Genomic DNA, 14,233 nt, shown 5'->3' with positions numbered 1-14,233 from the left:
TGCGAAAACTACGGCAGCGGTGTTTCCGGCAGTGCCGGGGACGCGTCGTACATCTGCCGGCTGATCTCCGGGGCCAGCAGTGAGGAGAACAACGAGGTGAAATGCTGCCCGTCCCGGTACACCAGGACGTTGCCCACGACCGCCGGGCAGCGGCCGTCGCGACACAGTGCCGGAGTGAGGTCCAGAGAGGTCATGTCCAGGCCCTGGTACGCCTCCAACGCCGGGTTCACCGGAGCCATGCTGGCCTCCTCTGCGATACCGCAGTCGCCGCCGACGCCTCCGGCATCCTCCGCCACACACAGCCGGGCGTTGCCCTGGACCCCGGGGCCCTCCATGTGCCACGGGGTGTCCCGCACACCCCAGGTGTGGATACCGGCGTCGGTGAGACGTTGCACCATGTCGATGTACTCGACGGGGACCATGTCCGGACCATCTCCCTCAATCAGCGTGGGCCGGGTCACCGGCATGAACACCCCGTCCGTGGGAGGATTATCGAGGATGTACTGCTGGGCATTGTCATTCCATTCCGCGCATTCGGGGTACGGGTCACCGCCGAGGTGCGGCAGGTTCATGCCCAGGACACAGCCCATCTTGAGGATCGGGACGATCCTGATGCCCTGCTCCTCACCGATCCTCTTGAGGGCGTTGAGGTAGTGCTCGGAGTGAGACCCGCCGGCGAGGTACATGGTGCGGTCGGAGTCCACGTCCCCGTACGCACACGGGGTGTCGGTGGAGTTGAACTGCTGGGTGAGGATCACATTGGATTCCGCGAACCCGGAGAAGCATCCGTCCTCCTGCGTTTCAGGGAGCATCTCCTCCTCACCGACGGCGGGGTCGGGTTGCACCGGCATGTCATCCGGAACCGGCGCGTCCTCAAGGAAGGCGGCCGGGCCAGGGTAGTCGGCGGGGTCGACGTCATCGGCGTCAGTAGCCATGGCCTGCTCGTTACGGTGTTCGACGGCAGGGCCGAAAGACACGACACCGGCCGTCGCGATGACCATGACCAGTGCAGACACAGCGCCAATAACACCGCGACGCCCACGTATCGACTGACGTACATAGGTCGGAGTCAGTGCCATGGAACGCGCCGGTTTGGCCCGCTGGCGCAGCGGGGTCTCGATGAAACGGTACGTCGCCCACGCCAGGAGGACGGACGTCACGACGACCACCGTGCCGACCACGATGCCCTCACCGTTTCCGAGGGTGGCGGTGATGCCGTTGAAGAACGCCCCTGCTCCCCCACCGGGTTCTGCGACATCGGCGCCGCCGGACAGCAGGTAGGTCACCAGGACAAGCGCCGGCCAGTGCCAGAGGTACAGGCTGTAGGCGATACGCCCGAGGAACTGGAACGGCGCGGTGCACAACAGCGCGGTCACCCAGGACGGGGACGACACGGACGACGTGGTCGACATGGACGACTCTGCATCGTCCCCCTCCACGGGATTGCCCGCCAGCACCACCAGTATCGCGCCAGCCAGCGGCACCAACGTCCAGGGGCCAGGGAACTGGGCTGCGCCATCCAGGAACAGTCCGGTCCCGATGATCAGGACCAGGCCAGCAACGCCGGCCACCAGGCGGAGCTGCGCCCATGCCGCCGGCAGAACCCGTCCCAGCAACCAGATTCCGAACAACCCGCCCAGGCCGATCTCCCAGAACCGGGAGAACGGGGAGTAGTAGTTCGCCCCCTGGTCATGGCCGCCCAGCCAGGTGGCGTATCCGAAGCTCGCCAGCGTGGCGATCACCAGTAACCAGTGCAACACCTGCGAGCTGGAGCGGACGTGACGCTGGAACATCGCCGCCACCAGCGCAATGACCAGCAGTGAGCCCAGGTAGATCTGCATCTGCACCGACATCGACCAGATGTGCTGGAAGACGCTGACCTCACGGTTGACCGCGGAGTACTCCTGCCCGAGGTTCGCCAGGTGGAGGTTCTGCACGTACAGCAGCGACGAGGCGGCGTCCTCGCCGACCTCGGGCCATCGCACCTTGTTGAAGATCAGCAGCGCGCTGACGACGGCAACAGTGACGACGGTGATCAGCGCCGGGTACAGGCGACGGAAGATGCGCAGGAACGACTGCACCACCGTCAACCCCGCAGGATTCAACGCATTGCGGATCTGCGGGCTGAAGAAGAAAATCCCGCCCAGCAGCAGGAACACGTCCACGCCGGCCGACACCCGGCCGACGAACACGTGGAACACCACGACCAACGCGATCGCCAGGCCGCGCAGGCCATCGATGTCTCTGCGGTGGCCCCGGTACTGATTTCGGCGTTGCGTCTGTGTCGAATCCATAGCGGTCCACATGTTATCGTCACGCGCCGCTCACAGCCGGAAGGCCCGCCGGAGTGCGACAGCCGCCCTTCCCGTCGGAAATCGCACCCCATCATCAGCTTCAGAAAAACTGACCTGGGACTTTCGTTGATTAAGTTGCCTAAGGGGTGCGAATGGTGACCAGACCTGAGAAAAGGTCGAGCGTCACCGCACCTAGGCCCCGAACGCAGGGTGGTAGGTCACCACCGCCTGCGGATAGGACGATTCCCCGTCCAGCCGCAGCGCCTGGAAGTAGGCGGCGCTCTCCTGGGGCAGCCCCTCCATGACGAGTTCTTCACGGGCCGCGAACCCGAAACGGTCGTAGTACGTCGGATCGCCGAGGAGGACGACACCGGTGGCGTCCTCGGTGGTGTCGAGAATCTCCAGCGCCGACCGCATCAGAGCTGCACCGATGCCCTCCCCCTGGTGGGCGGGGGACACGGACAACGGGCCGAGTCCGAACCATCGGCCGGACACCTCTCCGTCGGTGGCGGTCAGTGTCACCGGGGACGCGGCGATGTGACCGATCACCCACCCGGAGCGCACCGCGACCAAGGACAGGGTCAGTGCGTCCGCCTCACGCAGCGCGTCGATGATCGCAGGCTCATGCCCGTCAGATTGCTCGATGCCGTCGAAAGCTGCGGCGGTGAGCGAACGGATCTCGCCGGCGTCGCCTCCGTCGGCGGCCTCGGGGCGGATCACCGGCAGCCCCTGAGAGCCGCCTGCGTTCTTGTCCGGAGCATGCGTGTTCATGCCCCGGATTCTACTCAGAAACCGTTGGAGGCGGCGTCGAGATCGGCGATCTCCTCGTCACTGAGCTGCAGAGTCGTCGCGGCGATCAGCGGCGCGACCTGCTCCGGGGTGCGGGCCGAAGCGATCGGGGCGGTCACTCCCTTGGCCAGCAGCCAGGCCAGGGCCACCGACGCCGGTTCAGCGTCATGGGCTTCGGCGACCTTCACCACGGCGTCGACCACGGTGAACGGGTCCCTATCGTTACCGTCCTTCTCGAAGTAGCCGCCGGTCTGCCCCTCGCGCGCAGCGCCCTCCAGATCCTCACGGCTCCGGTACTTACCGGTCAGCAGTCCCGAGGCCAGGGAGAAGTAGCTGAACACACCTACGCCGTACTCCTCGGCGACCTGCATGTAGCCGTCCTCGTAGTCCGACCGGGCGAGCAGGCTGTACTGCGGCTGGATGGCCAGCGGGATGGCGTGGTCGAGCTCGAGTTCCCGTGCCGTCTCGAAGAACTCACGCATCCGGTCGGTGGAGTAGTTGGACAGGCCGATGTAGCGCACCTTGCCGGAATCAACCAGTTCAGCGGCGGTACGGACCTGGTCGGCGATGTCCACCGACTCGTCGTCGTAGTGGTAGTAGTAGAGGTCGACACGGTCGGTCTGCAGCCGTTCGAGAGACCGGTCGAGGTTGGCGACGACGGTGTCGTGGGCCAGGCCTTCAGCCCCCTGGATGGCGCCGACCTTCGTCGCCAGCACCACCTTGTCGCGGTTGCCGCGGTCGGCGAACCACTGGCCGAGCACGGTCTCGGACTCGCCGCCGGAGTGCCCCTCGCCCCACTGGGAGTACATGTCGGCGGTGTCGATGAAGTTTCCGCCCGCTGCGAGGAACGTATCCAGCACGTCGAAGGACTCCTGGACGTCCGATGTCCAGCCGAAGGTGTTCCCGCCGAGGTTCAGCGGGGTGATCTCCAGATCGGTGCCGGGAATGGCGATGCGGGAAGTCGTGGGAAATTCTGTCATGGCGACCACGGTACGCCCTACCGGAAGCGTGCCGGAAGCTCCGGTTCCCCGAGTGACAGCATCAGCCGGTTCGCCCAGTTGAAGAAGGCGGCACCGTTGATCACGTCGATGATCGAGCCGTCGTCCAGTCCGGTGGCGCGGAGACGACGGACATGGTCGACGCCGAAATCGACAGGCGTCGAGGTCAGCGCCACGGATGCCGTGGCGATAGCGTTCCATGTCTCGGAGCCGAGGTCTGCGTCGACGCCGTCGTCGCAGAGCCGTTGGACGTCGTCCTCCCGGCCGGTGGATTCCTGCAGCGCGCGTCCGGTGTGCACCGACGCACAGTAGACACACCCGTTGTAGCGGCTGGTCACCGCCGCGGAGATCTCACGCTCGGCGCGCCCGGCGCCGTCGGTGACGTTGTAGAAGATGTCCTTGTCGGTCAGTGTCCTGGCCTCGAGCGCGTCGGGATCGTGGGCGAGCAGGCGGAAGTAGGCGGACTTCGCACGCATGGGGTCGACCAGGGCGGTGCGCTGCCGGTCGGTGAGGTCCTTCTCCTCCACCGGCGGCACCCACGGCTGCCACCCCAGGCTGTGGCTGACGAACCGGCTGGGACGGTGCAGGTCCGGGTACGTCAGGACATCGAACGCACCGCCGGTGAGGGGCGGGAACTCATCGGGTTCCTGCGCGGCGCCGGGACGGCGGACAACGCTGCTGTCGCCTAAGGGTGCATGCGTCGAGTCCGCTGCCCTCAATGCGGCGAGCCCCGCCGCCGCGCGCAGCTGGAAGCACAGGAATGAGATCAGCTGTGCCAGGCTCACGACCTGCCGCGGCGTCCACCCCCACCATGCCAGTGGTGCCAGCCGTTCCGGACGGCAGTCCCGCGGATGAAAGACCAGCAGGTGGGCGAACTCCAGGGCTGCGGCAAGTTTTTCACCGAGCACACCTCGCACGCGGGGATCCACCGTGAACTCCGGCCCACCGACCGACTCCTCCGCCAGGTCGGGCTCGCGGTAGGTGCCGTACGGACCGACGGTGAGCCCGGCGTCGACGGACTCCCTCACCGCATTGACGACCGCGTCCCCGTCCGCCACGTCCCCGAGCAGGTCGGTGTAGAAAGCCGCACCACGCCCCTGGTGCAGCCCGGCGACGAAAGCGGCGACGACGTAGCGCTCCGTGTCGGTGAAACCCCCGTCGGTGTCACCCGCCTCCAGCAGCACCCGGAAACTGTGCTGCGCGTTGGTGCGTGCCTGCGCGCGGTTGCGCCGCAGGTCGGCGACGCGCTCACCGGGACGGATCCCGGCGAGGAAATCAATGATGTCTGTGCTGCCTGTGCTGTCTGTTCCGCTACTGTCGCTCATAGTCCCAGGTTAAGTCCTCCGGAGCGGTAGCGCCGCCCCGGGATCGCGTCGAGGAGTCGGGTGGTGAAGTCGCTGGTCGGACGCTCGAAGATGTCCTCGGTACGCCCGGATTCCACCTGACGTCCTCCGGACATCACCGACACGGTGTCGGAGATCTCGCGCACCACCGCCAGGTCGTGGGAGATGAAGACGTAGGTCAGCCCGAGGTCGCGTTGCAGCTCGTCGAGCAGGTGCAGGATCTGTGCCTGCACCGTGACGTCCAGGGCGGACACCGCCTCGTCGAGGACCACGAGATCCGGGTCGAGGATCAGCGCACGGGCCACGGCGACGCGCTGGCGTTGCCCACCGGAGAGCTCCGCCGGACGCCGGTCGGTCATGTCGGAGCCCAGTGCGACCCGGTCGAGTATCCCGTCGACCCTGCCGCGGATCTCCGACCGCGACAGATCGGAGAGGTTCCGCAGCGGCTCGGCGACGATGCTGCCGATGCTCTGGCGCGGGTCCAGTGAACTGTAGGGGTTCTGGTAGACCATCTGCACGCGCCGCCGCAATTCGCGGCGTCCCTTCGCATCCAGCTCATCCACCCTGGTGTCACCGAGCAGGACCTCACCGGAGGTGGGACGGCGGAAGGCGGTCACCGCCCGGCCGACCGTGGACTTGCCCGAACCCGACTCCCCGACGATGGCGTGGGTGGTGCCCTGCAGGACGGAGAAGGACACGTCGTCCACGGCCACGGTGGAGCCGAACTCCTGCCGCAGCCCGGTGACCTGCAGCAGAGGGCTGCTGCCCTCGGCGGGGACGGCACTGCGGTAGCTCGCCGCCTCCACGGCACTGACCAGGGACGGGGCGTCCGCCAGGAGGCGGCGTGTGTAGTCGTCCCGCGGTTCGGTGAGGATGCGGTCGGTCGGACCGTCCTCCCGGACCTCTCCCGAGCGCATCACGACCAGTTCATCGGCACGGTCACCGGCCACCGCCAGGTCGTGGGTGATGAACAGGACGCCGATGCCGAGGTCAGCGCGCATGCGGTCGAGCAGGTCCAGGATGGTGCGCTGCACTGTGACGTCCAGGGCACTGGTCGGTTCGTCGGCGATGATGAGGTCCGGCTCCAGGGCCAGAGCGGCGGCGATCAGCGCGCGCTGCTTCATGCCGCCGGAGAGCTCATGCGGGTACTGGGTGTAGCGCAGCTCCGGGTTGTCGATGCCGACCGTCCCCAGCAGCTCGACGACCTTCTCCCGGCGCGCCGCACGGTTACCGCGTCGGTGGATGCGCAGACCTTCGCCCACGGATTCGCCGATGGTCTTCACCGGGTTGAGGGAGTTGTTGGGGTCCTGGGGGATCAGGCCGATGCGGCGGCCGCGGACCGTGCGCCACTCGCGTCGTGGGAGATCACGCAGGCTGCGTCCCTCCAGCAGGATCTCGCCGCTCACGGTGGCGGTGGACGGCAGCAGTCCGAGCGTGGCCATCGCCGAGGTCGACTTGCCGGACCCGGATTCGCCGACGATGGCGGTCACCCTCCCCCGGCGGACCGTGAGGTTGACGTCCTTCACGGCGTGGACGTCGCCCCGACGGGTGCGGTAGGACACCGCCAGGTCCCTGATCTCCAGCAGCGGCGTCTCGGAGCTGCGGTGCCCGGGCGGGCGTCCGGGCGGGTGTCCGGGTGCCGGGTCGGTGGTGTCGTCCGGGCGCCACGACCCGTCGTCCCACTCCATCCTGTCCTGCCTGTCGTTCTGCTCGCTCATGTCAGGACTCCTTCCGCAGCGACTGGCTGAGGTGGTTGGTGGCCAGGACGACCAGCACGATCGCCAGGCCGGGCAGCACGGTCAGCCACCAGGACGTGGCGATGAAGTCGCGGCCCTCGGAGATGATCAGCCCCCATTCCGGTGTCGGCGGTGGTGCGCCGTAGCCGAGGAAGCCGAGGGTGGACAGCTGCAGGATCGCGCTGCCGAACTGCAGCGCCGCGAGGGCGATCACCGGGGTCAGCGAGTTCGGCAGGATGTGCCGCCACAGGACCTGCATCCCGGTGCCGCCCGACCCGTAGGCCGCCTCGACGAAGTCACTGCCGGCGACGCTGAGCACCTGGGAGCGGGCCAGCCGGGCGAACACGGCGACGTTGGTGACTCCCACCGCGATGGCGGCGTTGAAGGTGCCGTAGCCGAGCAGGATGATCACCGACAGGCTGAGCAGCAGCGACGGGATGGACAGCAGGACGTCCACGATGCGCATGACCAGGGCGTCCAGCCAGCCACGTCGTGCACCGGCCAGCAGACCCAGCAACGAGCCCGCCACCATGCCGACGAGGACGGCGAGCAGCGCTCCGGCCAGGGACTGGCGCGCGCCCCACACCACGCGGGTGTAGAGGTCACGGCCCACGGCATCGGTGCCGAACCAGTGGTCGGCGGACGGCGCGAGCAGTGGGGCGGTCTCACCGGACGACGTCGGGTCACCGGAGGCGAACAGGCCGGGCACCAGGGCCCAGGCGACGGCGACCAGCACGACGGCGCCGGAGAGCCACACGCCCGGACGCAGGGATCGCAGGGATCGTAAAGTCGAAGCCATCATGCCGTCACCGTCCTACGCAGTCGGGCGTCGAGGACCGGGTACAGCAGGTCCACGATGAGGTTGACGAGGATGAACGCCGCGGCGGCCAGCACGACCACGGCCATCAGGACCGGTGTGTCACGGTAGGACACCGCGTCCACGGTGGCCGCGCCGAGGCCGGAACGGTCGAACACCGCCTCGGTGATCACTGCCCCGCCGATGAGCTCACCGAAGGTGACTCCGGCGATGGTGAGGGCCGGAAGCAGCGCATTGCGCATCACGTTGCGCCACAGGATCCACTGTTCCCCGGCGCCACGGGCCCGCACCACGGTGACATAGGGCTGTCGTGTCGCGTCGTCGATCCCCCGGATCAGAACCTGGGCGATCGGCGCCGACAGCGGCAGCGCCAGCGCGATCGACGGCAGAATCAGCTCCTGGACGGCACTCGCGTGGATCACCGGGACCCAGGTGAGCTGGAAGCTGAAGGTCTGGATGAGCATGATGCCCAGCCAGAACGCCGGCAGCGAGATGAACAGCGGCGGCAGTGCGCGCAGGGCGCTGCGGATCCAGCCGAACGGGCCGGAGGTGGCCAGCACGGCGATGAGCACCGCGACGACCACGGCGAGGACGAACCCGGTGAGTGCCAGGGTCAGTGTGCTCGGCAGTGCCTCGGCCAGGGTGGTGGACACCGGGGTGCCGTTCTCCAGGGAGAAGCCGAAGTCGCCGCGCAGCATGCCGGTCAGCGAGTTCCAGTAGCGGGTCAGCACCGGTTCGTCCGCACCGTAGGCCTCACGCATCTGCGCGATCTCCTGCTGGGACAGCCCCAGCTCGGGGTTGGCGTAGCGGGTCTGCACGGCGTCCCCGGGCAGCGCGGTGAGCAGGATGAAGGCGAGCGTGAACGTCGCCCACAGCACCACCAGGGACTGTCCGATACGCCGGAGGACGGCGCCGGGGGTCAGTGAATCCATGTGGCTGTCACCCCTCCTCGTTCTGGTCGAGGGTCACCGGGTAGAACCACGGGCGGCCGATCGGGTCGGTGGCGAAACCGTGCACGTAGTCCTGCACCCCGTACACCTGCGGTTCCTCGAAGAACGGCAGGACGTAGGCCTGCTCGGTGAGGTAGTCCTGCACGTCGCCACTGGCGGCGGCGCGGGCGTCCTCGTCCGCCGAGCCGGACACCTTGAGCAGGAGTTCCTCGAGCTCGGGGTCTCCGACGGACTCGTCCTCGGTGTCGTAGTTGAGCAGCTGGTTCCGGTTCTGCGAGTAGTACTGGCTCTTGATCACGTCGTAGTCCGCCCGTCCGACCATCGTCACGTTGAGCTGGATGAGGTCCTGGTTGACCTGTGCCGCTTTCTGGGCGGCGACGTCCCCGGGGTACAGGGAGACGTCCACGCCGATGTCCCGCAGCTGCTCCTGGACCATGGTGACGACCTCGCGGGTGCGGGGCTGCTGCTCGGAGTCGTTGGCGGTCAGGCTGAGTCGCTGGCCGTCCTTGACGCGGATACCGTCCGGCCCCGGGACCCACCCGGCCTCGTCAAGCAGATCACGGGCCCGGTCAGGATCGAAGACGTAGGCGTCCTCCTGTTCGCGGTAGCCGGCGGCCGTGCTGGCCAGTGCCGAGGTCGCCTTGGTGTAGGAGTCGCTGAACAGTGAGTTCAGGATCCGGTCACGGTTGACTCCGGCGATGATCGCCTGACGGACCCGGATGTCCGACAGCAGCGGGTGCCGGAACCGGAACGCGAGCTGGTTGTTGACCCCGTTCGTCGGGGCAGACAGGACACCGATGCCGTCGTCGATGAGGTGCTGTTCCTCAGGCGCCTCGATCTGCCGGGCGATGTCCCCCTGCGCCGACTTCAACCCGCCGACACGGACGCTGTCTTCCTGCGTGATCACCACGCTGACCCGGTCGATCTGGGGCGCCCCCTGCTGGCCGACCCCCTCCGGGGCCCAGTCGTAGTCGTCGCGGGCGTCCAGGGTGACTTCGGTGTTGAGTTGTTCGGCGGAGACGACGAACGGGCCCGACCCGATGACCTTCGTGGCACTGCCCGGCGCGAAGCCCTCGTCGGACTGCTCCAGGCTGGCGTCGGCGAGCAGGCCCGCGTTGAAGGAGCTGGTCGCCTGCGGGAACCCGGGCTCGGGGTCACTGAAGTGGAAACGGACCGTGTGGTCGTCGAGCACCTCGCCGCGCTCGTAGGTGCTGATCTGTTCCGAGGAGCTCAACCCGCGGTCCGGGTCGCCGAGGGCGTAGAGGTCGAAGTTGCGGACCACGTTCTCGGCGGTCAGCGGCGTGCCGTCGGAGTAGGTGACGTCGTCGCGGAGGGTGAAGGTGAACTCGGTGGCGTCGTCGTTGATCTCCGGCAGGTCCGTGGCGATCCACGGGTGCAGTTCCAGGGTGTCGGGGTCCTGCCACAGCAACCGGTCGGTGATGTTGTTGAGGATGCCGCCGTTGGGGTAGAAGCCGGCGGCCGGCGGGTACAGCGAGTTGTACGGGAGCGACTCGAGGTAGACCAGTTCACGGGCACCGGCGTCCCGGTGTCCGCTGTCGGAGGAGGCGCAGGCGGTGACACCGGCGGCCACGGCGACGGTGGTCACCGCAGCGAGGACGGCGACGACCATGCGCCGCACCGGTCGCCGTGGCGGGCGGGCCGCCGGGGAGTGGGGAAACGTCATCAGCAAAAAGTGCTTTCAACAGAACTGAACAGATCTGTCTGTTCTTCTAGGGTGCGCCCACAGTAACACAGCAGTGACCGGGCGATACCATGGTGTCCATGAGCTCCAGCAGCACCAGAAGTACCGGGCCCACCGGCGCCACCATCGTCATCATCGGCGGCGGGCCACGCGGCATCTCCGTCCTCGAACGACTCAGCGCCCAGGTGCGCCAGGTGCGCGACGGCAGTCACGCCACCGGCCCCGTCACCGTGCACATCATCGACGACGTCGCCGTCGGCACCGGCCGCATCTGGCGCACCGACCAGACACGCACGCTGTGCATGAACACCCTGGCCGACGCCGTCACCCTGTTCACGGAACCGGGGTCATCGGTGACCGCACCGGTGCTCGAGGGACCGACCATGTACGAGTGGATCCGTCTGTTGCGTGGCGAGTCCCTGGAGGACGGTCCGGAGGGAGCCGACCCGACCGGGGCGAAAACCGCGTTGTTCTCCGCCCACCCCGCCACCGTCCCGGACGTTTTCGCCGCCGAGATCGCCGGGTCACGGCCCGAATCGCATCCGTCGCGCGCCCTCTACGGCCACTACCTGCAGTGGGTCTTCGACACGGTCGTCGCCCGCCTCCCCGAGGGCCTGAACCTGGAGACCCACACCACCCGCGCCACCGACATCACTGCTGTCACTGCCGTCACCACATCCGACGACGCCGGCCGCGACCGCATCACCCTGCAGGACGGCAGCGTGATCGACGCCGACGCCACCGTCCTGGCGCTGGGGTGGACCGACACCGAACCCGACGCCCTGGAGACATTCACCGCCCAGTCCGTGGAGCATTACCCCGAGCTGGCGTGGGTACGTCCGGGTAACCCCGCCGACCAGGATGTCGACGCACTCCCCGCTGGGGAGGATGTCGTGGTCCGGGGCCTCGGCATGGGCCTGTTCGACCTCATGGCCATGGTCACCGTCGACCGGGGAGGACGGTTCCGGCCCGACGACTCCGCACGCTCCGGCCTGCGCTACGAACCGTCGGGGCGCGAGCCACGCCTCGTCGTCTCCTCCCACCACGGCTACCCCTACCAGCCGAAACCCGTCTACAACGCCCTGCCGCCCGCCGCCCGGATGCCGCGGTTCCGTGCCGAACTCGCCGCCCTTCCGTCGGACGCCCCGGCAGGGTCCGTCGACTTCGGCGACCGGCTGTGGCCGGCACTGCTGCGCGACGCCCACGAGGCGTACTACCGCGTCCTCCTGCGTGGGTCGACCGACGATACCCTGCTCGCCGGTGTCATCGGCGTGATCGACAACTCCGACGACCCCTGGATGTTGCACGAGGACCCCGCACTGACCGCACTGGTGCCCGATGCCGCGGACCGCTTCGACATCCCCGGTTTCGCCGATCCCGTGGCCGCCTACCTCCGCCGTCGGACGGCGGACGGCGAGGCGACCCCCACTATCGACGAACTGACCGCCCACATCGCCGACCGGCTCACCCGCGACCTTCACGAGGCCTCACTCGGCACCGACTCCGCCGTCAAGGCGGGACTGCAGGTCATCGGTTCCGCCCGCAAACCCGCCCAGGTCGCCGACCAGCCCGGACGATTCACCCTGGAGTCCCGGCGCGGCGCCTACGCGGAACTGCGTCGCGTGGGCCAGATGGTCGGCTCCGGACCGCCCGCGTTCCGCACGGCCGAACTGCTCTGCCTCGTCGACGCCGGTTTCGTCCGCTTCCTCGGAGGGCACCCGACGGTGGTGATTGACCCGGAAGCACCGGCGTTCGTCATGTCCTCCGAAACCACAGGGGACCACCCTGTCGCGGCAACCGCCCTGGTGGACGCCTGGTTGCACAAACCGTCCGCACGCGACAGTGCCGATCCCGTCACCGCCGCCCTGGTACGCGATGCACGGCTGCGCCCGTTCGTCTTCTCCAGCGCAGAGACATCCTCCGAGGTCGTGTCCAAGGCTCCGGAGGTGGACTTCACCACCTCACGGCTGGTGCATGTCGACGGAACCGTGGACCCGCGGGTCCACATGCTCGGCATCCCGCTCCAGGAGGTGCGTGCCGACATGACGATCTCACCGATGCCACGCACGGACCCGCTCATGCTGCAGGAGACGGACGCGGCGGCGGTGTCGGCACTGTCGGTGACGACGGGATCGGCACTGCCGATGCCGTCGGTGGCACCATGGAACGGATGATCGACTTCACCGCGTCCCCCGAAACCGTCGCCCCGCAGCTCCTCGGCGCCACCCTCCGGCGATACACCCCCGAAGGCGTGGTCGCCGTAGTGTTGACCGAGGTCGAGGCCTACCCCGGCGAGGGCGACCCCGCGTCACACACCTACAACGGCCCCACACCACGGTGTCTCACGATGTTCGGACCACCCGGCCGCCTGTACGTCTACGCCAGCTACGGCATCCACCGTGCCGGCAACCTGGTCTGCAAGGCCGAGGGGGCCGGTGCCGGGGTGCTGATGCGCGCCGGGCGTGTGGTCGAGGGCATGGACCTGGTGCGGCAGCGCCGCGGTCCGAAACCGACCGACGACGGGCTGGCCCGGGGGCCGGGGAACCTCGGTGCGACGCTCGGGCTCGACCTTGAGCTCAACGGATCGTCGATATCGCAGGACGGACGTGCCGAGGCTGCAGATGCCGCTGGTGCCACGGGTACCGCGGCTACCACGGGTTTTCATCTGAGTGCCGCCGGCGCGCCCGTTGACTGGGTGGCGGGCCCCAGGATCGGCATCTCGAAGAACAAGGAGGCGCCGTTGCGGTTCTGGATCCCCGGCGACCGGACGGTCACCACCCCGCGGGGCCGTCCACGGTTGTAGCGGCGTTTCGCACGTAGGCTGGGCCTCACCATGACACCTACACCACACTCCGCATCCGCCAACACAGAGTCCCGCGACGGCTGGACCTACATCGACGGCCTCGCGGACGCCCACCCCGGGACCGTGAAGTCCGACTACGACATCCCCCGTACCGACTACACGCAGGCCAAGCCCGCCGTCGAGCGGCTCGCCCGGGTTGACGGAACCATTGTGACCCGGCTGGCCTTCCGCGACGGTGATGTGATGGATGACCACACCGCGGCCGCTCCGATACTGATTCTCGGACAGGCCGGCACCGTTGAGGTATCCATCCACCACGACAGCGACGACGGTACGGACGTGGTGGCGCTGGCCTCCGGTTCGGCGGTGCACATCGAGGCGGGACGCGTCCACAGCCTGCGTGCGGAGGGACCCGCTACCGCGACCCTGATCGTGCTCGGCTGAATCCGACGGCCCCCACCGTCCCACACTCAGCGGTGTTTGCAACCGGGCCAGCAGCAGGGACGGCGCTTGCCTTCCTCGAGTTCCTCACAGGTACGTCGCACGCGGCGGGCGCGTGTCGCGGACTGCTTGGCGTCCTCCACCCAACAGATGAATTCATTGCGGGCCAGCGGAGTGATGTCCTCCCACAGCTCCAGGACGCTTCTGCTCACCGACGGGCTGCCGTCATCACCGTCTCCCCGTGGGCCACCGAGCACTGCGGCACGCAGGTCGTCGGGCAGTTGGTGGACGACACCGCCCGACACCGCAGCCGTAGCGGACGAGGCACCTGAGGATGGTGGTGTGGTCATGGTTCTGAAG

At 68.1% G+C, this 14,233-nt stretch carries 12 protein-coding genes; 3 read left to right on the top strand and 9 right to left on the bottom strand.

Translation table 11 applies throughout. The features are described 5' to 3' along the window. Positions 1–8 precede the first annotated feature (8 nt). The 8 genes from FS507_RS12090 to FS507_RS12055 all read right to left on the bottom strand — a co-directional run bounded on the left by FS507_RS12090 (position 9) and on the right by FS507_RS12055 (position 10,611). Complete coding sequence (locus tag FS507_RS12090; protein ID WP_145943032.1) at positions 9–2,294, bottom strand: acyltransferase family protein; 2,286 nt, start codon at positions 2,292–2,294, stop codon at positions 9–11. A gap of 192 nt (positions 2,295–2,486) precedes the next feature. Beyond that, on the bottom strand, positions 2,487–3,065 hold the full coding sequence (locus FS507_RS12085; protein WP_145943031.1) for a GNAT family N-acetyltransferase: 579 nt from the start codon (positions 3,063–3,065) through the stop codon (positions 2,487–2,489). A 14-nt stretch (positions 3,066–3,079) separates the two neighbouring features. Next, complete coding sequence (locus FS507_RS12080; protein ID WP_145943030.1) at positions 3,080–4,063, bottom strand: aldo/keto reductase; 984 nt, start codon at positions 4,061–4,063, stop codon at positions 3,080–3,082. Between the two features lie 17 nt (positions 4,064–4,080). Beyond that, positions 4,081–5,406 (bottom strand): alkylhydroperoxidase domain protein, encoded by a 1,326-nt coding sequence (locus FS507_RS12075; RefSeq protein WP_145943029.1) that lies wholly within the window; start codon positions 5,404–5,406, stop codon positions 4,081–4,083. Beyond that, positions 5,403–7,142: a dipeptide ABC transporter ATP-binding protein gene (locus FS507_RS12070; RefSeq protein ID WP_260853383.1), complete on the bottom strand. Its 1,740-nt coding sequence runs from the start codon at positions 7,140–7,142 to the stop codon at positions 5,403–5,405. Before FS507_RS12070 ends, FS507_RS12075 begins: the two co-directional genes overlap by 4 nt. A gap of 1 nt (position 7,143) precedes the next feature. Next, positions 7,144–7,962: an ABC transporter permease gene (locus tag FS507_RS12065; protein ID WP_440130354.1), complete on the bottom strand. Its 819-nt coding sequence runs from the start codon at positions 7,960–7,962 to the stop codon at positions 7,144–7,146. After that, a complete protein-coding gene (locus tag FS507_RS12060; protein WP_075815403.1) occupies positions 7,959–8,900 on the bottom strand; it encodes an ABC transporter permease in 942 nt (313 codons plus the stop codon). The genes FS507_RS12065 and FS507_RS12060 overlap by 4 nt, the downstream gene beginning before the upstream one ends. 16 nt (positions 8,901–8,916) lie before the next feature. Beyond that, the gene (locus FS507_RS12055) at positions 8,917–10,611 is read right to left on the bottom strand and encodes a TIGR04028 family ABC transporter substrate-binding protein (RefSeq protein ID WP_260853382.1); all 1,695 of its coding nucleotides are present in this window, start codon (positions 10,609–10,611) and stop codon (positions 8,917–8,919) included. Positions 10,612–10,709: 98 nt separating this feature from the next. Here FS507_RS12055 and FS507_RS12050 point away from each other — a divergent pair, with 98 nt between their 5' ends. Genes FS507_RS12050 through FS507_RS12040 form a run of 3 tightly spaced genes read left to right on the top strand, consistent with a single transcriptional unit; the run spans position 10,710 to position 13,876 of the window. Next, entirely contained in the window at positions 10,710–12,803 is a 2,094-nt protein-coding gene (locus FS507_RS12050) for an FAD/NAD(P)-binding protein (protein WP_440130353.1), read from the top strand. Beyond that, a complete protein-coding gene (locus FS507_RS12045; protein ID WP_186314671.1) occupies positions 12,800–13,432 on the top strand; it encodes a DNA-3-methyladenine glycosylase in 633 nt (210 codons plus the stop codon). Before FS507_RS12050 ends, FS507_RS12045 begins: the two co-directional genes overlap by 4 nt. A 30-nt stretch (positions 13,433–13,462) precedes the next feature. Then, a complete protein-coding gene (locus tag FS507_RS12040; protein WP_145943026.1) occupies positions 13,463–13,876 on the top strand; it encodes a hypothetical protein in 414 nt (137 codons plus the stop codon). Between the two features lie 26 nt (positions 13,877–13,902). Here FS507_RS12040 and FS507_RS12035 read toward each other — a convergent pair whose 3' ends face one another. Continuing rightward, a complete protein-coding gene (locus tag FS507_RS12035; protein WP_145943025.1) occupies positions 13,903–14,223 on the bottom strand; it encodes a YdeI/OmpD-associated family protein in 321 nt (106 codons plus the stop codon). Between the last annotated feature and the right edge of the window lie 10 nt (positions 14,224–14,233).

This window comes from Corynebacterium glyciniphilum AJ 3170 (assembly GCF_007673095.1).
Classification (GTDB): Bacteria; Actinomycetota; Actinomycetes; order Mycobacteriales; family Mycobacteriaceae; genus Corynebacterium.
This window is presented reverse-complemented; position numbering and strand designations above follow the sequence as displayed.